At 62.8% G+C, this 13,843-nt stretch carries 13 protein-coding genes and 1 tRNA gene; 7 read left to right on the top strand and 7 right to left on the bottom strand.

Annotated features, from left to right (window positions below):
- Window positions 1–90: 90 nt before the first annotated feature.
- The 5 genes from ABIB56_RS12605 to ABIB56_RS12585 form a co-directional block, all read right to left on the bottom strand.
- The gene (locus ABIB56_RS12605; RefSeq protein ID WP_354569563.1) at window positions 91–1,185 is read right to left on the bottom strand and encodes an IS630 family transposase; all 1,095 of its coding nucleotides are present in this window, start codon (window positions 1,183–1,185) and stop codon (window positions 91–93) included.
- A 163-nt stretch (window positions 1,186–1,348) separates the two neighbouring features.
- Window positions 1,349–2,329, bottom strand: coding sequence for a 2-phospho-L-lactate transferase (gene cofD / locus ABIB56_RS12600; protein ID WP_354569562.1), 981 nt, complete (start codon window positions 2,327–2,329; stop codon window positions 1,349–1,351).
- A complete protein-coding gene (gene cofC, locus ABIB56_RS12595) occupies window positions 2,326–2,967 on the bottom strand; it encodes a 2-phospho-L-lactate guanylyltransferase (RefSeq protein WP_354569561.1) in 642 nt (213 codons plus the stop codon). Before cofC ends, cofD begins: the two co-directional genes overlap by 4 nt.
- A 428-nt stretch (window positions 2,968–3,395) precedes the next feature.
- Window positions 3,396–4,799, bottom strand: coding sequence for a sensor histidine kinase (locus ABIB56_RS12590; protein WP_354569560.1), 1,404 nt, complete (start codon window positions 4,797–4,799; stop codon window positions 3,396–3,398).
- Window positions 4,792–5,493, bottom strand: coding sequence for a response regulator transcription factor (locus tag ABIB56_RS12585; RefSeq protein ID WP_354569559.1), 702 nt, complete (start codon window positions 5,491–5,493; stop codon window positions 4,792–4,794). Before ABIB56_RS12585 ends, ABIB56_RS12590 begins: the two co-directional genes overlap by 8 nt.
- 180 nt (window positions 5,494–5,673) lie before the next feature.
- On the opposite strand from ABIB56_RS12585, the gene ABIB56_RS12580 reads away from it, so the two are divergent.
- Window positions 5,674–5,970: a hypothetical protein gene (locus ABIB56_RS12580; RefSeq protein WP_354569558.1), complete on the top strand. Its 297-nt coding sequence runs from the start codon at window positions 5,674–5,676 to the stop codon at window positions 5,968–5,970.
- Between the two features lie 346 nt (window positions 5,971–6,316).
- Here the strand turns inward: ABIB56_RS12580 and ABIB56_RS12575 are convergent.
- Window positions 6,317–6,401: transfer RNA gene (locus ABIB56_RS12575), tRNA-Leu, on the bottom strand.
- Window positions 6,402–6,493: 92 nt separating this feature from the next.
- Between ABIB56_RS12575 and ABIB56_RS12570 the strand changes: the two genes are divergently transcribed.
- The 3 genes from ABIB56_RS12570 (at window position 6,494) to mshC (ending at window position 10,047) form a co-directional block, all read left to right on the top strand.
- Window positions 6,494–7,807 (top strand): M20/M25/M40 family metallo-hydrolase, encoded by a 1,314-nt coding sequence (locus tag ABIB56_RS12570; protein ID WP_354569557.1) that lies wholly within the window; start codon window positions 6,494–6,496, stop codon window positions 7,805–7,807.
- Between the two features lie 12 nt (window positions 7,808–7,819).
- Window positions 7,820–8,662 (top strand): undecaprenyl-diphosphate phosphatase, encoded by an 843-nt coding sequence (locus ABIB56_RS12565; RefSeq protein ID WP_354569556.1) that lies wholly within the window; start codon window positions 7,820–7,822, stop codon window positions 8,660–8,662.
- Between the two features lie 158 nt (window positions 8,663–8,820).
- Complete coding sequence (mshC, locus tag ABIB56_RS12560; protein WP_354569555.1) at window positions 8,821–10,047, top strand: cysteine--1-D-myo-inosityl 2-amino-2-deoxy-alpha-D-glucopyranoside ligase; 1,227 nt, start codon at window positions 8,821–8,823, stop codon at window positions 10,045–10,047.
- A 52-nt stretch (window positions 10,048–10,099) separates the two neighbouring features.
- Here mshC and ABIB56_RS12555 read toward each other — a convergent pair whose 3' ends face one another.
- The gene (locus ABIB56_RS12555) at window positions 10,100–11,056 is read right to left on the bottom strand and encodes a proteasome assembly chaperone family protein (protein WP_354569554.1); all 957 of its coding nucleotides are present in this window, start codon (window positions 11,054–11,056) and stop codon (window positions 10,100–10,102) included.
- 81 nt (window positions 11,057–11,137) lie between these two features.
- Between ABIB56_RS12555 and ABIB56_RS12550 the strand changes: the two genes are divergently transcribed.
- From ABIB56_RS12550 to ABIB56_RS12540, 3 genes are read left to right on the top strand one after another with little or no spacing between them, the layout of a single operon-like run.
- Entirely contained in the window at window positions 11,138–11,812 is a 675-nt protein-coding gene (locus tag ABIB56_RS12550) for an HAD family hydrolase (protein WP_354569553.1), read from the top strand.
- Complete coding sequence (locus ABIB56_RS12545) at window positions 11,809–12,816, top strand: tRNA (adenine-N1)-methyltransferase (protein ID WP_354569552.1); 1,008 nt, start codon at window positions 11,809–11,811, stop codon at window positions 12,814–12,816. The genes ABIB56_RS12550 and ABIB56_RS12545 overlap by 4 nt, the downstream gene beginning before the upstream one ends.
- 39 nt (window positions 12,817–12,855) lie before the next feature.
- Complete coding sequence (locus ABIB56_RS12540; RefSeq protein WP_354569551.1) at window positions 12,856–13,809, top strand: FKBP-type peptidyl-prolyl cis-trans isomerase; 954 nt, start codon at window positions 12,856–12,858, stop codon at window positions 13,807–13,809.
- Window positions 13,810–13,843 lie beyond the last annotated feature (34 nt).

Genomic DNA, 13,843 nt, shown 5'->3' with positions numbered 1-13,843 from the left:
ACACGGTCCCACTGCTCATCAGTTAGTAACGAAGTACGAGACATCGTAAAAGCATCTCAACCAACCACCACAAAGGTTAGGAGACACGCCCTAGTATCCTGCGTCGTTAATTCGTTTCAGGTATCTGGCGATGGAGTCGAGGATGTCTTCGGCGGTTTTGGTCCAGATGAATGGTTGCGGGTTCTCGTTCCACGCCTTCACCCAGTTGCGGAGGTCTTTCTCCAGTGCTTGCACGCTGCGGTGGTCGGAGCGTTGTAGGAGGTCGCGGGTGACTTCGGCGAAGAGACGTTCGACCTCATTGATCCAGGACGAGTACGTCGGCGTGAAGTGCATGTGGAACCGGGGATGATGCCTGTGAAGCCAGTTCGTCACCGACGGATGCTTGTGCGTGGAGTAGTTGTCGCAGACCACGTGCACGTCGAGGTGCTCGGGAACGGTTTGGTCGATCTTCTGCAGGAACTTCTTGAACTCGATCGAGCGATACCGGCGATGCACTGACGAGATCACCGTCCCGTCCTGGATGTTAAGCGCTGCGAACAAGCTCGTGGTGCCATGGCGAAGATAGTCATGCGTACGGCGTTCGGGGGTCCCGGGCAACATCGGGAACGCGGGTTGCGACCGGGCCAAGACCTGCACCCGACTCTTCTCGTCCACGCTGAGCACGACCGCGGACTCCGGCGGGTTCAGATACAAGCCGACGATGTCATACACCTTCTCCGTGAACAGCGGATCGTTGGAGAGCTTGAACCCTTCCTCCAGGTGCGGCTTGAGCCCGAACGCTTTCCAGATCCGGCCGATCGTCGACCTCGACAGGCCAGACTTCTCAGCCATCTTCGCCCGCGACCAGTGCGACGCGTTCGCCGGAGTCGATTCCAGCGTGTCGACGACGACCTGCTCCACCAGATCCACGCTGATCAGTGCAGGCCTGCCCGGCCGGAGCTCATCGACGAGCCCGTCCAGGCGTCGCTCCAGGAACCGGGACCGCCACTTCCGAACCATCGGCAGCGACACCTGCACACGCCGGGACACTTCCGAGTTCGACACCCCGGTCGCGCATTCCAGCACGATCCGAGAACGCAGCGCGAGGTCCTGCGCCGATTTCCATCGCCTGACCCACCGCTCCAGTTGATCACGCTCATCCTCAGACAGCGCCAACCCGGCTAACACCGGTCCTCGTTGCGACATACTCCATTCTACAAACAACTAGCAACGAATTAACGGTGCAACACACTAGACGTCAAGAGCGTCCCGGTCCAGGCAAGGATCTTGCAGCCAGTGCCGCATATCCGGGGCTAGGCCATCAGCTCGCCTTGCCCTCGTCGACCCTCGGGCTTGATCACACGTCACGTCATCTCACGTTAACGCTGGCCGCCAGCTCGAGGGCGGCCTGCACCATCACGGCAGTTGCGCCCGGGTCGGTCATCCAGAGCGGGATCGCTCGCGACGCGATCCCAGCGGCGGCCAGGTCCGGGAGGGCATCGATATCTGCTCTATCGACCAGCCAGCCGTCCAAGATTCCGCCGGTATCCCGGGATCCGTAGCTGAGCCCGACTGCTGCTGCTGAGCTTTCGATGCCGACAACAGACAGGCACACATCCGCCATGCCGCGCACCGGTGATCCGGCGATGATGGGAGACACTCCGATGACGGGAGCGGAGGTTCGATTGAGGGCGTCACGCATCCCGGGGAGGGACAGGATCGTCGAGATCGAGACCACCGGATTCGAGGGAGCAACAAGAACGATGTCAGCCGACTCAACGGCGCCCATTGCGGCCGGACTCGCCGCTGCGTGCTCTATCGCTCGGTGGACGAACCGGTTGGCCGGCATTTCGGCCCGATATCTGACCCACCACTCTTCGAAGTGGATGAGCTCGGTTCTGTTGTTCCTGATGATCTCGACGTGTGTTTCCACCTCATCGTCGGTCGCGGGCAAGAGCCGCACCCCGAGGTCCCAACGCGCGGAAAGCCTCTGAGTAACCTCCGTTATCGAGAGCCCGTCCTTGAGCATTGCAGTGCGGGCGATGTGGGTACCGAGGTCGAGGTCTCCAAGTGTGAACCAGGGCCAGCCGACCCCGTAGGCGCTCAGCTCCGCACTGACCCGTTCGGTTTCCTCCGACCGGCCCCACCCGCGCGAGGTGTCACTAACGCCTCCGAGGGCGTACATGACCGAATCGAGATCCGGACACACCCGAAGTCCCGCAAGCCACAGGTCGTCTCCGGTGTTGACGACGATGGTGATGTCGAGGTCCTCGGTTCGGGCCAGCTCTCGGACGCCAGCGGCGAACCGGGCACCTCCGACACCGCCAGCAAGAATGGTGACAGCAGTCATGGGGTGATCGTTTCCGTTCGGTCTTCCAGCCAGCCCAGCGTCCGCACCGCCTCGCGAGTGTGACCTCCCAGTCGGTCGAAACCGAGAGAGACCAGGTCGCTCCGGGTGTCGACATCGCGCCGCAACCCATATTCCTGAGGAACGACGAGCTCCGCATAACCGGCCGTACGATGCGCCCGGAAAGAACCAATACCAAAGCGCGGCTGGTGAAGCGCCGGTTCGAGCGCCGTAGTAATAACAGTACCGGAGCCGCTTTCGTCCGCGACGACGGAGCGGGTCATCCCTTGAGCGACGCCAAGCACAGACTCGAGCTCCTCGGCGAGCAACGCGGGAAGGTCCCCCAGGAGCACCGCAACCGGTCCGTTTCCCGCGCGCTCGATGCCGTACGCGATTGCCGCGTTCAGGCCACCGCCGGGATCCAGGATGACTTCAGCCCCTAGCGACCGGAATTCAGCAGCTGCCATCGCGGATGTCACAACTAGAACGCGGGCGACTTTCAGCGCACTTTCCACCGTGTCAAGCGCGAGGGCACGGGCAAGATCTGGGGACCCGTGCATGCGGGACTTCGCCGCAGGAGTCCCTTTGACCGGCACGACCAGCGACCATGGCGCCGAAGGTATGACCGAGTCAATGAGCATCGACTGGACCGGCCGTGCTCTCCTCATTCTCGGTCAGCTGGCCGCAGGTTTTCACACCTCGATGCTAGCCCCGACGAGTGCACCTGTATCAGCCATGTACGTGACACCGATCGCGACATCCAATTCCAGGTAGAGCGCTTTGCAAAGAGCGAACCCTGTCGATCCAGGATCATCCCAACGGCTCGATCACGAACCTCGATAGCCAACGGTCCCGGGATCAAAAGGAGCCTCTCACTTGGAAGAGATCAGCATCAAAGCCGGGATCCCCGTGTTGTGCCAAATAGCAGGGAGTGGAGTTGCAGCCTTCCTCGGCACTGGGCTGGCCATCCTGCGACATGACCCCGACTGAGGTATCCTGAGTTCCCGTTCTGCCTGCGCGATCAGGTCTTTTCCGAAACGAACAAGCTCCACCGCGCTGCGCCAGAACTTCACAGTCCCTCGCGCGCTACGGGGAGGCGTATGACGAATTCTGCGCCTTCGTGACCGTCACTCCGATCACGAACAAATATTGATCCTGCGGCCGATTCGGCAATCTGTCGGGCGATAGAGAGTCCGAGTCCACTCCCGCCTCCTCGAGAATCTCGAACACGAGACCCGTCAAGTCTGCTGAATCGGGAAAATATCTGCTCTTGGTCGGACTGCGCTACCCCTAGGCCATCATCAGTCACGATAATTTCAGCCACAGTCCCATCTGTTTGCAAGGAGATGCAGATTTTCGCTTTGGCGTGATCGTGGGCGTTGTCGCCGATGTTCCGCATCATCCGGGAGATGTCTCGGTAGGAGCCTTCCACCCGTTGTGCACTCAAAACGGAAGTGACAATCTCCGGGCCGCCCAGGGCACGCAGCCTCGCGACTTCCTCAAACACTATTTCGTCAAGATCAACGAGAGCGGGGAGAACCATCGGTCGCGCCTCGGTGCTCTTCGCCAGAAACAAAAGGTCCTCAATGAGCATTGTCATCCTCTTCACCTGACCGCTCATGGGTGCCAGTTCGGCGGCGACTTCGCTGCTCTTTGCGCTGGCAAGTGCGACATCTATTTGGATTTGGAGTGCTGTGAGGGGGCTGCGTAGTTCGTGGGACGCGTCGCCAACAAACTGCTGCTGCCGGGTGGCCGCCTGCTCAATTCGACCGAGCAGATCATTCATGGTCTGCGCAAGGTGGGCAATCTCATCGCTGCCTCGCGGAACGGGAACGCGCTGGGACAGGTCGGCGGCCGTGATCTCTGCGGCCCGCCGACGAATGCTCTCTACGGGCTTGAGGGACTGGCGCACCGAGAGCCACGCAATAGCGGCAATCACGACGAGAACGACCGGCAGTCCGGCGAGGAATAGATTTCTCACCTGGTTGACCGCCGTCGAGACCTGGCCGAGAGAAGACGCAACGTAAATCCAGCCCGGGCCATCAGGTAGCGTGATCGGCTCGGCCAACACGCGGAATTCGGTGCCCGTATCCAGCGGCGAATCCGACACCGTCGCCGTCGCCGTTGCACGAAGCGCGGGATGGCTTGGGAGAATCGGTGCCTCCCCGGCGACATTCGACGTTGATGCGATAACAGTGCCGTTCGACGACACGATTTGGACGAGCGAAATGTCGCCTGCTGTACCGGAGATCGTGCCTTTCAGGGTTCCCGATTCCGACTGAACAGTGAGATCGCGCGCGCGCGAACTCAAGGCGTTGTCGACTCCTGACACGAGCAGCTGCTGAAGTATCAGGAGCAGAGTCGCGCCGGCGATCACCAAAGCGATTCCCACCACCAATGCGGTAGCCACAGTGACCCGGTCACGAATATTGCCACCGAGTCGGCGGGGCTTGATGGTGCCGAGGTCAGCCATTTCCTGCAGTCGTCTCCTCGAGTGGGGAATCCAGGAGGCGATATCCGAGACCTCGCACGGTTGTGATGTCGTGTGTCCCAAAGGGACGGTCCAGTTTGCGCCGCAAGTAGCCGATGTACACCTCAACGACGTTGGAGTCGATATCTAAATCGGATTCCCACACGTGCTCTGCGATGGTCAATCGGCTGACCACGTGTCCTTTTCGGCGCAGAAGGAATTCTGTCAAGGCGAACTCCCGTGCGGTGAGCGCGATTTCGACATTGCCACGCCAGCACCGAGCACGCGAGACATCCAGACGCAACGTTCCGGTGCCAAGTATGGGATCGCGACCGGCGGAGGTCCTGCGAAGTAGTGCCCGGATGCGAGCGAGCAGCACTACGAACGAGAACGGCTTGGTCAGGTAGTCGTCGGCTCCCAAATCCAGCGCGTCCGCCTCGTCGAACTCCCCGTCTTTGGCAGTGAGCATGAGAATGGGAACCGAGTCATTGCTCTCTCTGAGACGTCGACACACTTCGTATCCGTTGAGCCCGGGCAGCATGATGTCGAGTACGACAACATCGAATTCGGACTCCTGCGCCATCCACAGCCCGGTGATCCCGTCGGAAGCATGTTCGGACACATAACCTTCGGCATCCAGGCCGCGCACAATCGCATTCGCGATTGCGTCTTCGTCCTCGACAAGCAGAATCCTCATGGCCAGTCACCTTTGTTTGCGCCAGAGTGCAGGCGGCAGTCTCGATTGGCCTCAGTTAAGCACTGGAAAGAGATTCCGCTATGAGCGCCCGACGGTTTCCCAGTCGAACTTACCCACCGCTTACTTACCGATGCAATTCTCTACCTTGTCAACCAGTCCTATCCAAACAAGGAGACAACAATGCAGAAGAAAACAATCGTCGTTACCGCTGTGCTGGCGCTGGCTCTTGCCGGTATCGGTGCAGGTGCCGCGAATGCGAGCACCTCAACGCCATCTACGGGCTCGTCCGTCTCGACCCCAGCCACTCCTTCGGTCACGCCGCCGGCGGCCGACACCGAGGTTCCCGATGCCACGGAGGCGCAGGGTGGAGCAACCGAGACGGCCGAAACCCCCGGGGTGAGCGACGGTAATGACGGAGGACACGCCGATCCAGAAGGTGTCGACGTCAAGAACGAAGGCGGTGCTTCCGAGAGGTAGTCCGCAAACACAGGTGGCCGCGCAATATGGCGCGGCCACCTGTGGACTGTCGCGAGGATTTCGGACAATGGAGAAGTCAAAGAGCCTCCCGAGGCGCCCCTGCGCGCTTAGAAGCGCCCTCGCCGCCAAGTACTTTCTGCTCAGCAAGCAAGAACAAACCGCCGCGCCCAAAAGCGCGGCTTTTGGCGTTCCCACCGCGTTTCACCGTGGCACCGCGGCCAAAACTCTGCGCCACTCGTTGAAATCGCCCCCTTTGACGACGAAAGGCCACCGGATAACCGGTGGCCTTTCGTTTTCGGGCTAGTTTCGCAAGTGAATTGCTTCACTTTCGCAAAGAGCCCAGTCGTGCGCGAAGGGGGACTTGAACCCCCACGCCCTATGCGGGCACTAGCACCTCAAGCTAGCGCGTCTGCCATTTCCGCCATCCGCGCGCATTCGGTAGTCCTTCGCAGAACCACCGACGTATGAGAATAGCATGCGCTCGAGGGCCGTCTCGAACACGCGCGACCGATACCGTTGTGTCATGGCTGAACCGACACCCGACGACTCGCTTGACGCGACCGCGCGCATCGCCCGCGACCTCATCCGCTTCGATACGACGAACTTCGGCGAAGGTAGGTCCAACGGCGAGACGGATGCCGCGGAGTACGTAGCCGCCCACCTGACGCGTCTCGGCCTCGACCCTGAGATGTTCGAATCCGAGCCAGGGCGGGTCAGCGTCGTCGCTCGGGTGGCCGGCGCCGACGGCAGCAAACCAGCCCTCGTCGTGCACGGCCACACCGATGTCGTGCCAGCCCAGCCTGACAACTGGTCGGTCGATCCGTTCGAAGGCGTGATCACAGACGGCATGCTCTGGGGCCGCGGCGCGGTCGACATGAAGAACATGGATGCGATGATGCTCACCGCGCTCGAAGACATCCTCGGTGCGGGAAAGCAGCCAGCCCGAGACCTGGTGATCGCTTTCTTCGCCGACGAGGAGGCCGGGGGAGTGCTCGGCTCGCACTATCTGGTCGACACCCATCCGGAGCTGTTCGCAGGGGCGACGGAGGCCATCAGCGAGGTCGGCGGCTACTCCATCACCCTCAACGGAACGCGCGCTTATCTGCTGCAGACCGGCGAAAAATCCCTCATCTGGCTCAAGCTGGTCGCGCGCGGCACAGCGGCTCACGGTTCGCATGTCATGCGGAACAACGCGGTCACCAGGCTCGCCGAAGCCGTCGCTGCGGTCGGGCGACGTGAATGGCCGATTCGGCTGACCGACACGACCTCCGAGCTGCTCACGGAGCTCGCACGCATTCTCGACGTCGACCCGCAGCAGGTGGGGCCGGATGAGCTGGCCCTCGCCACAGGAACGGCCAGCCGCTTCATCCAGGCCTCCCTGCGCACTACCAGCAACCCGACGGTGCTGACAGCCGGCTACAAGCACAACGTGATCCCCGACACGGCTGAGGCGCTGATCGACATTCGCACTCTCCCGGGCGAAGAGGATGCGGTGCTCGCCGAGCTCGCTGACCTGGTAGGCCCCGACATCGAGATCGTCATCCTGCATCGCGACATCGGCCTGGAGACGGAGTTCGCTGGTCCTCTCGTCGAGGCGATCACGGGCACGCTCAATCAACACGATCCGGGCGCTCCTGTGCTGCCGTACCTTCTCTCCGGCGGCACGGACAACAAGGCGCTCAGCAGGTTGGGCATCAAGGGGTACGGCTTCGCGCCGCTCAAACTGCCGCTCGAGCTGGATTTTCCTGCGATGTTCCATGGCGTTGACGAGCGGGTGCCGCTCGACGCATTAGTGTTTGGCAGGCGCGTCCTCACGGACCTGCTGCTGAACTATTGACAGGAGACCGATGTGAGCTTTATCAACGCGATCATTCTGGGGCTCGTGCAGGGGCTCACCGAGTTCCTGCCGATCTCCTCCAGCGCCCACGTGCGCATCGTGGGGGAGCTGCTCGGCACCGGTGCGGACCCTGGGGCAGCGTTCACCGCGATCATCCAACTGGGCACCGAGGCAGCGGTCATCGTCTACTTCGCCCCGGATCTCGGGCGGATCATCTCCCGCTGGTTTCTTTCCCTTTTCAAGCGGGTGCCGCGCAACGACTCCGACGCCAAGATAGGCTGGTACATCATCTTCGGATCGATCCCGATCGTGGTGCTCGGGTTGCTGTTCCAGAAGCAGATCGAGACCACGCTGCGCTCCCTGTGGGTGATTGCAGCGACCATGATCATCTTCGGCATCCTGCTCGGTATCGCGGACTACGTCGGTGCTAAGAAGCGCAGACTCAGAGACCTCACCGTGCCGCACGCCACCATCTACGGCTTCGCCCAGTCGCTCGCTCTGATTCCTGGAGTTTCGCGCTCTGGCGCCACCATCACGGCGGGCCTTTTCATGGGATACGAGCGCGCTGCCGCCGCACGCTACTCGTTCTTGCTGGCGATCCCTGCGGTGATCGGCAGTGGCTTCTTCGAGCTCTACAAGACGATCAAGCATCCATCAGGCGGTGTGCCGGAGGTATTCGGTCCCGCGGAGACTGCGGTGGCCACGGTGGTCGCCTTCGGCGTCGGGCTTCTGGTGATCGTCGTCTTCATGAACTACATCTCGAAGCGATCGTTCCTGCCCTTCGTGATCTACCGTCTCGCTCTGGGGGTGGCGCTCGTCATCCTGCTGCTCACCGGGGTGCTGCGGCCGAACTAGCACGCGCCGAGGTTCGTCCGGCCGTGAATCCTTCATCAGCGCGGTGTTTTGTTATCCGCGCCGATGCTGTAACCGCAGCGCGGATAACAAAACACCGCGCTGATGTGGATTCCCGCTCCTCGCCACGCGCCTAAGCCCTCCGCACCTAAGCTTCAATGGTGAAAACGTGGACCCGACCGACAGTCCCGAGGCTGCCTGGCTTCGGTCCGATCCCGCGCATCTTCGACTCGGCCACTCGCCGTCTGGTCGAAACCAGCACTGAGGATGTCGCGAGCATCTACGTCTGCGGCATCACCCCCTACGACGCCACTCATCTCGGCCACGCCGCCACCTACCTGGCCTACGACACGCTCATCCGTCTCTGGCTGGATGCGGGCCTCAGCGTCGATTACGTGCAGAACAGCACGGATGTCGACGACCCGCTCCTTGAGCGCGCTGCCCGTGACGGGGTGGACTGGCGCGACCTCGCCGCAGCGCAGACCGAACTTTTCCGTGGCGACATGGAGCAGCTGCGCATCATCCCGCCCGACCACTACGTCGCCGTTACCGAGGTGATCGGGGAGGTCGCGGATGCTGTGAAAATCCTGGAAGACGCAGGCCTCGCCTACGCGGTGGACAGCCCGGATGCCGCACCTGACCTTTACTTCGACAGTAGCTTCACTGCTCCAGCCTGGCATCTCGGCGCGGAGAGCAACCTCGATCGCGCCACGATGCTGGAGCTCAGCGCGGAGCGCGGGGGAGACCCGCAGCGCTCGGGCAAGCGTGACCCTCTCGACCCTTTGCTTTGGCGCTCTGAGCGTTCGGACGACCCGGCATGGGATTCTGTGCTCGGTCGTGGTCGCCCCGGCTGGCACGTCGAGTGCTCCGTTATCGCCATGAAGTACCTTCGGTCGCCGATCACTGTCAACGGTGGCGGCTCCGACCTGATCTTTCCGCACCACGAGTTCAGTGCGGGCCACGCGACAGCGCTGAACGGACAGGCACTCGCCGGCATCTATTCCCACGCGGGAATGGTGGCCTACCATGGCGAGAAGATGAGCAAGTCGCTGGGCAACCTTGTGCTCGTCTCGCGCCTCGCCGCCGCCGACATCGATCCGCGCGTGATCCGCCTGGCACTGCTCTCGGAGCATTACCGTTCCGACTGGGAGTGGACGGACGCGCATCTCGACATTGCGAGGAAGCGACTGGAGCGCTGGACAACCTGGGCTGCGACGATGGCTGACGAAACGGACGCGTTCCTCGCGGAGCTCCGGTTGGTGCTCTCCGACGATCTTGACAGCCCGGCCGCGCTCACGGCGATCGACTCACACATCGCGGCCGGCGGCTCAGCCAGCGTTGTACTCGTGGACGCGATCGATGCCCTGCTCGGCGTCCAGCTGCTCTGATCGATCAGAGGGTCGGCGTGGGCAGAGGGCCGGCGCGGTAGGAGGGCCGGGCTCAGTCCTTGGGCCAGCGGTCGTCGGGCCCCTGGGGACCGGATGGCCCGCCCTTGCCGTGACCGTCCGCTTTGCCGTCGCGGCGCCGGAGGTACCGCTCGAACTCCTGGGCGATGGCTTCGCCGCTCGCCTCCGGTGAGTCGACCGTGTCGCGCGCCTGCTCCAGCTGGGAGATGTAGGAGGCCATTTCCTCGTCCTCGCCCGCGAGAACGTCGATGCCGCTTTCCCAGGCCGCCGATTCGTCGACGAGATCTCCGCGCGGGATCACCACGTCGATGATCTCCTCGAGCTTGTCGATGATCGCCAGGGTGGCCTTGGGCGATGGCGCGTTGTGCACGTAATGGGGCACGGATGCCCAGATCGATACCGTAGGAATCCCGGCCTTCTCCACCGCCTCGCCGAGCACCGAAAGAATGCCGACCGGCCCCTCGTATGCGCTCTTCTCGACACCGAGCTCGTGCCGCAGTTCTGCGTTCTCACTGGTGACGAAAACCGAGATCGGGCGAGTGTGCGGAACATCCGCGAGCATCGCACCGAGGAACACCACGCCCTCGATCGAATTCTCGGTGATGGTCTGCATGATCTCCGCGGTGAAGCTCTTCCAATTGCGCGAGGGCTCGGTGCCGAGCAGCAGGTAGACGTTCGAGGCGTTGTCGGCGCTCACATCGATGTCGGCATCGGTTGCCAGCCCTGGCGCGCGCTGGGTGAGCACAGAGGTCGGTCCGTAGGTCATGACGCTCGGCCAGACGAGTAGTCGATTGCCGTCCTCATCCTGCGTGGATGTCGGACGGTTGAACTGGTAGTCGAAGTACCGTTCGGCGTCGATTTCGGCGATCGGATAGAGGTCGAGCAGGTCTTTGAGCATGCTGACCGCACCGCTCGCGGCGTCGCCCGCATCGTTCCATCCCTCGAAGGCCACGACCAACAGTCGCCCCTTCAGGATTCTTGCCTCTGCCACGCGTCACCTTCTGGCGTCGAGCCCCTGTGGCCGACTCCCTTCGTCAAGGATAGAACCCTCGCCCGTCTAAACTCGGATTCTGTGACCGATCTCCTGCCTGCCGCCGTCCTCTGGGACATGGACGGAACCCTCGTCGATACCGAGCCGTACTGGATGAGCGCGGAGACGGAACTCGTCGAGTCCTACGGTGGAACCTGGACCGGTGAGGATGCCATCACCCTCGTCGGCTCCGGCCTCTGGCACTCGGCCAGCGTGCTGCGCAACAGGGGGGTGGGTCTCACCGACGACGAGATCGTCGAGCACCTCACCACCCGTGTGCTCGAACAGATCGAGATCTCCATTCCGTGGCGCCCAGGTGCGTGGGACCTCCTCGTTGCGTTGAAAACCGCCGGCGTTCGCACGGCCCTCGTCACGATGTCGATCAGGCGCATGGCCGACCGCATCGCCGAAGCCCTGCCGTTCGCCGCCTTCGACTTCGTGGTGGCCGGCGATGAGGTCGCGCACTCCAAGCCGCACCCCGCTCCGTACCTGCGCGCCGCAGAACTGCTCGGGGTCGACGCGAGTCAGTGTCTGGCGATCGAAGACTCGACGACTGGGCTCGCCTCGGCCGTGGCATCCGGCGCCGTCTCGATCGGTGTCCCGCTGCATACTCCTCTCGAGGATGGCCGGGGATACACGATCTGGCCGACCCTCGAAGGCCGCACCGTCGCCGACATCGCCCAACTCTTCAGTTCAGCGCAGACGAGCGTCGCATGAGCGCCGTGCGCCGCCAGAGCGGTCCATTCCGGGCCGGAGACCGTGTGCAACTGACCGGGCCCAAGGGCAGACTCAACACCATCACGCTCGAGCCCGGCAAGGTGTTCCACACCCATCGCGGCATGGTCGACCACGACGGCCTGATCGGGCTTCCGGATGCCTCAGTGGTCACGGCCACGAACGGTGACGAGTACCTTGCCCTTCGTCCCCTGCTCAACGACTTCGTGATGTCGATGCCGCGTGGCGCCGCGATCATCTATCCGAAGGACGCTGCCCAGATACTGAGCCTCGGCGACATCTTCCCCGGAGCTAAGGTCGTCGAGGCAGGCGTCGGATCGGGGGCGTTGAGTCTCTGGCTGCTCCGCGGTATCGGCCCAACCGGCTCACTCACGTCATTCGAGCGTCGGGAGGAGTTCGCCCACGTAGCGCGAGGCAATGTCGTGAGCTTTCTGGGCGCTGAACCGGAGAACTGGACGGTCGCCGTCGGCGATCTCGTCGAATCCCTCCCGACGGCAGTCGAGCCAGGGTCGGTCGACCGTGTGGTGCTCGATATGCTCGCCCCGTGGGAGTGCCTGGATGTCGTGGCCGACGCCCTGACACCCGGGGGAGTGCTGCTCTGCTACATCGCCACCGTCACGCAGCTCTCCAGGGTGGCCGAGGCGATCCGCGGAACAGGCCTGTTCACCGATCCGGACTCCTCGGAGACCATGATCCGCGGATGGCACGTGGAGGGCCTCGCCGTGCGGCCAGACCACCGCATGGTCGCTCACACCGGATTCCTGCTCACGGCGCGTCGCCTTGCACCTGAAACCACCCTGCCGCAGCTCAAACGCCGACTCTCCAAATCGGATTACAGCGATGAGGATGTCGAGGCCTGGACTCCCGGCAGCCTCGGTGAGCGCACCGTGACCGACAAGCGACTGCGCAAGACCGCGCGGGCTGCGCAAGCCACCGCGGACCACGCCGTCGCCGCGGCGGAGATTTCCCCCACGGAGTCACTCTAGAATTGTGAGATCCCACGAGCTCGATCGAAATGAGGATTCGTGCGCAAGACCACAGCGCTGATCGCTGCCCTCGCCCTACTGGCAAGCCTTACCGCCTGCGCCAGCGGCCCCGGCTCGAACGGTTGTGACCCGCTCGTCTCTTCGGGTAATGCATCCTCCGCGGTCACGGCGACCGGCAAGTTCGGTACCGCGCCGAAGGTGAAGTTCCCGACGCCGCTCTACACCAAGAGCAACGAGAAGACCCAGGTGATCGCGGGCAAGGGAGCGCCGATCCAGGACGGCCAGCCGGTAGCCCTTGATGTCACCATCCTCAACGGCACCAACGGCAAGGTACTGCAATCCTCCAGCTACGCGGCAGACGGCTTCAGCCTCGTCACCGTCGGCAAGTCCAGCATCCCCTCCGTCACCGAGGCGCTCCGTTGCGCGACCGTCGGTTCGCGGGTGGTCATCGTCGGTTCGCCCAAAGACAGTCACAGCGGTCAGGCCGACGACGCCAACGGCATCGGCAAAAACGACTCATTCGTCTACGTCGTGGATGTCCGCAACTCTTTCCTCGCGAAGGCGGACGGTGCCAACCAGATTCCGCAGAACGACATGCCATTGGTCGTCACCACCGCTGATGGAACGCCCGGTATCTCGATCCCCAGTTCCACGGCTCCCAAATCGCTGAAGATCGACGTACTCAAGCAGGGTTCAGGCACGAAGGTCAAGACCGGCAACTATCTCATCGTGCAGTACACCGGGGTGCCATGGAGCCTCACAGACAAGAAGCCGTTCGATTCGACCTGGTCGGAGCATCAGGCCTCGGTCATCCAGGTCGGCGCTGCAAGCGTCTCTACCGGGCTCTCCAAAGCCCTCGTCGGCCAGCGGGTAGGCTCCCAGGTTCTCGTCGTAGCCCCGCCGAAGGACGCCGCCGTCGCCGATGGTAGTGGAAAAGCGCCAACCGACAACACATCCGTCTACGTCGTCGATATTCTGGGTATCGCGCAATAGTTCCTTCCCACAGACACAGGCCGAGTGTCTCCGA

The organism is Glaciihabitans sp. UYNi722, assembly GCF_040549465.1.
In the GTDB taxonomy this organism is placed as follows: domain Bacteria; phylum Actinomycetota; class Actinomycetes; order Actinomycetales; family Microbacteriaceae; genus Lacisediminihabitans.
Note: the sequence above shows the minus strand (reverse complement) of the source record. Positions and strands in the feature narration are given on the sequence as shown.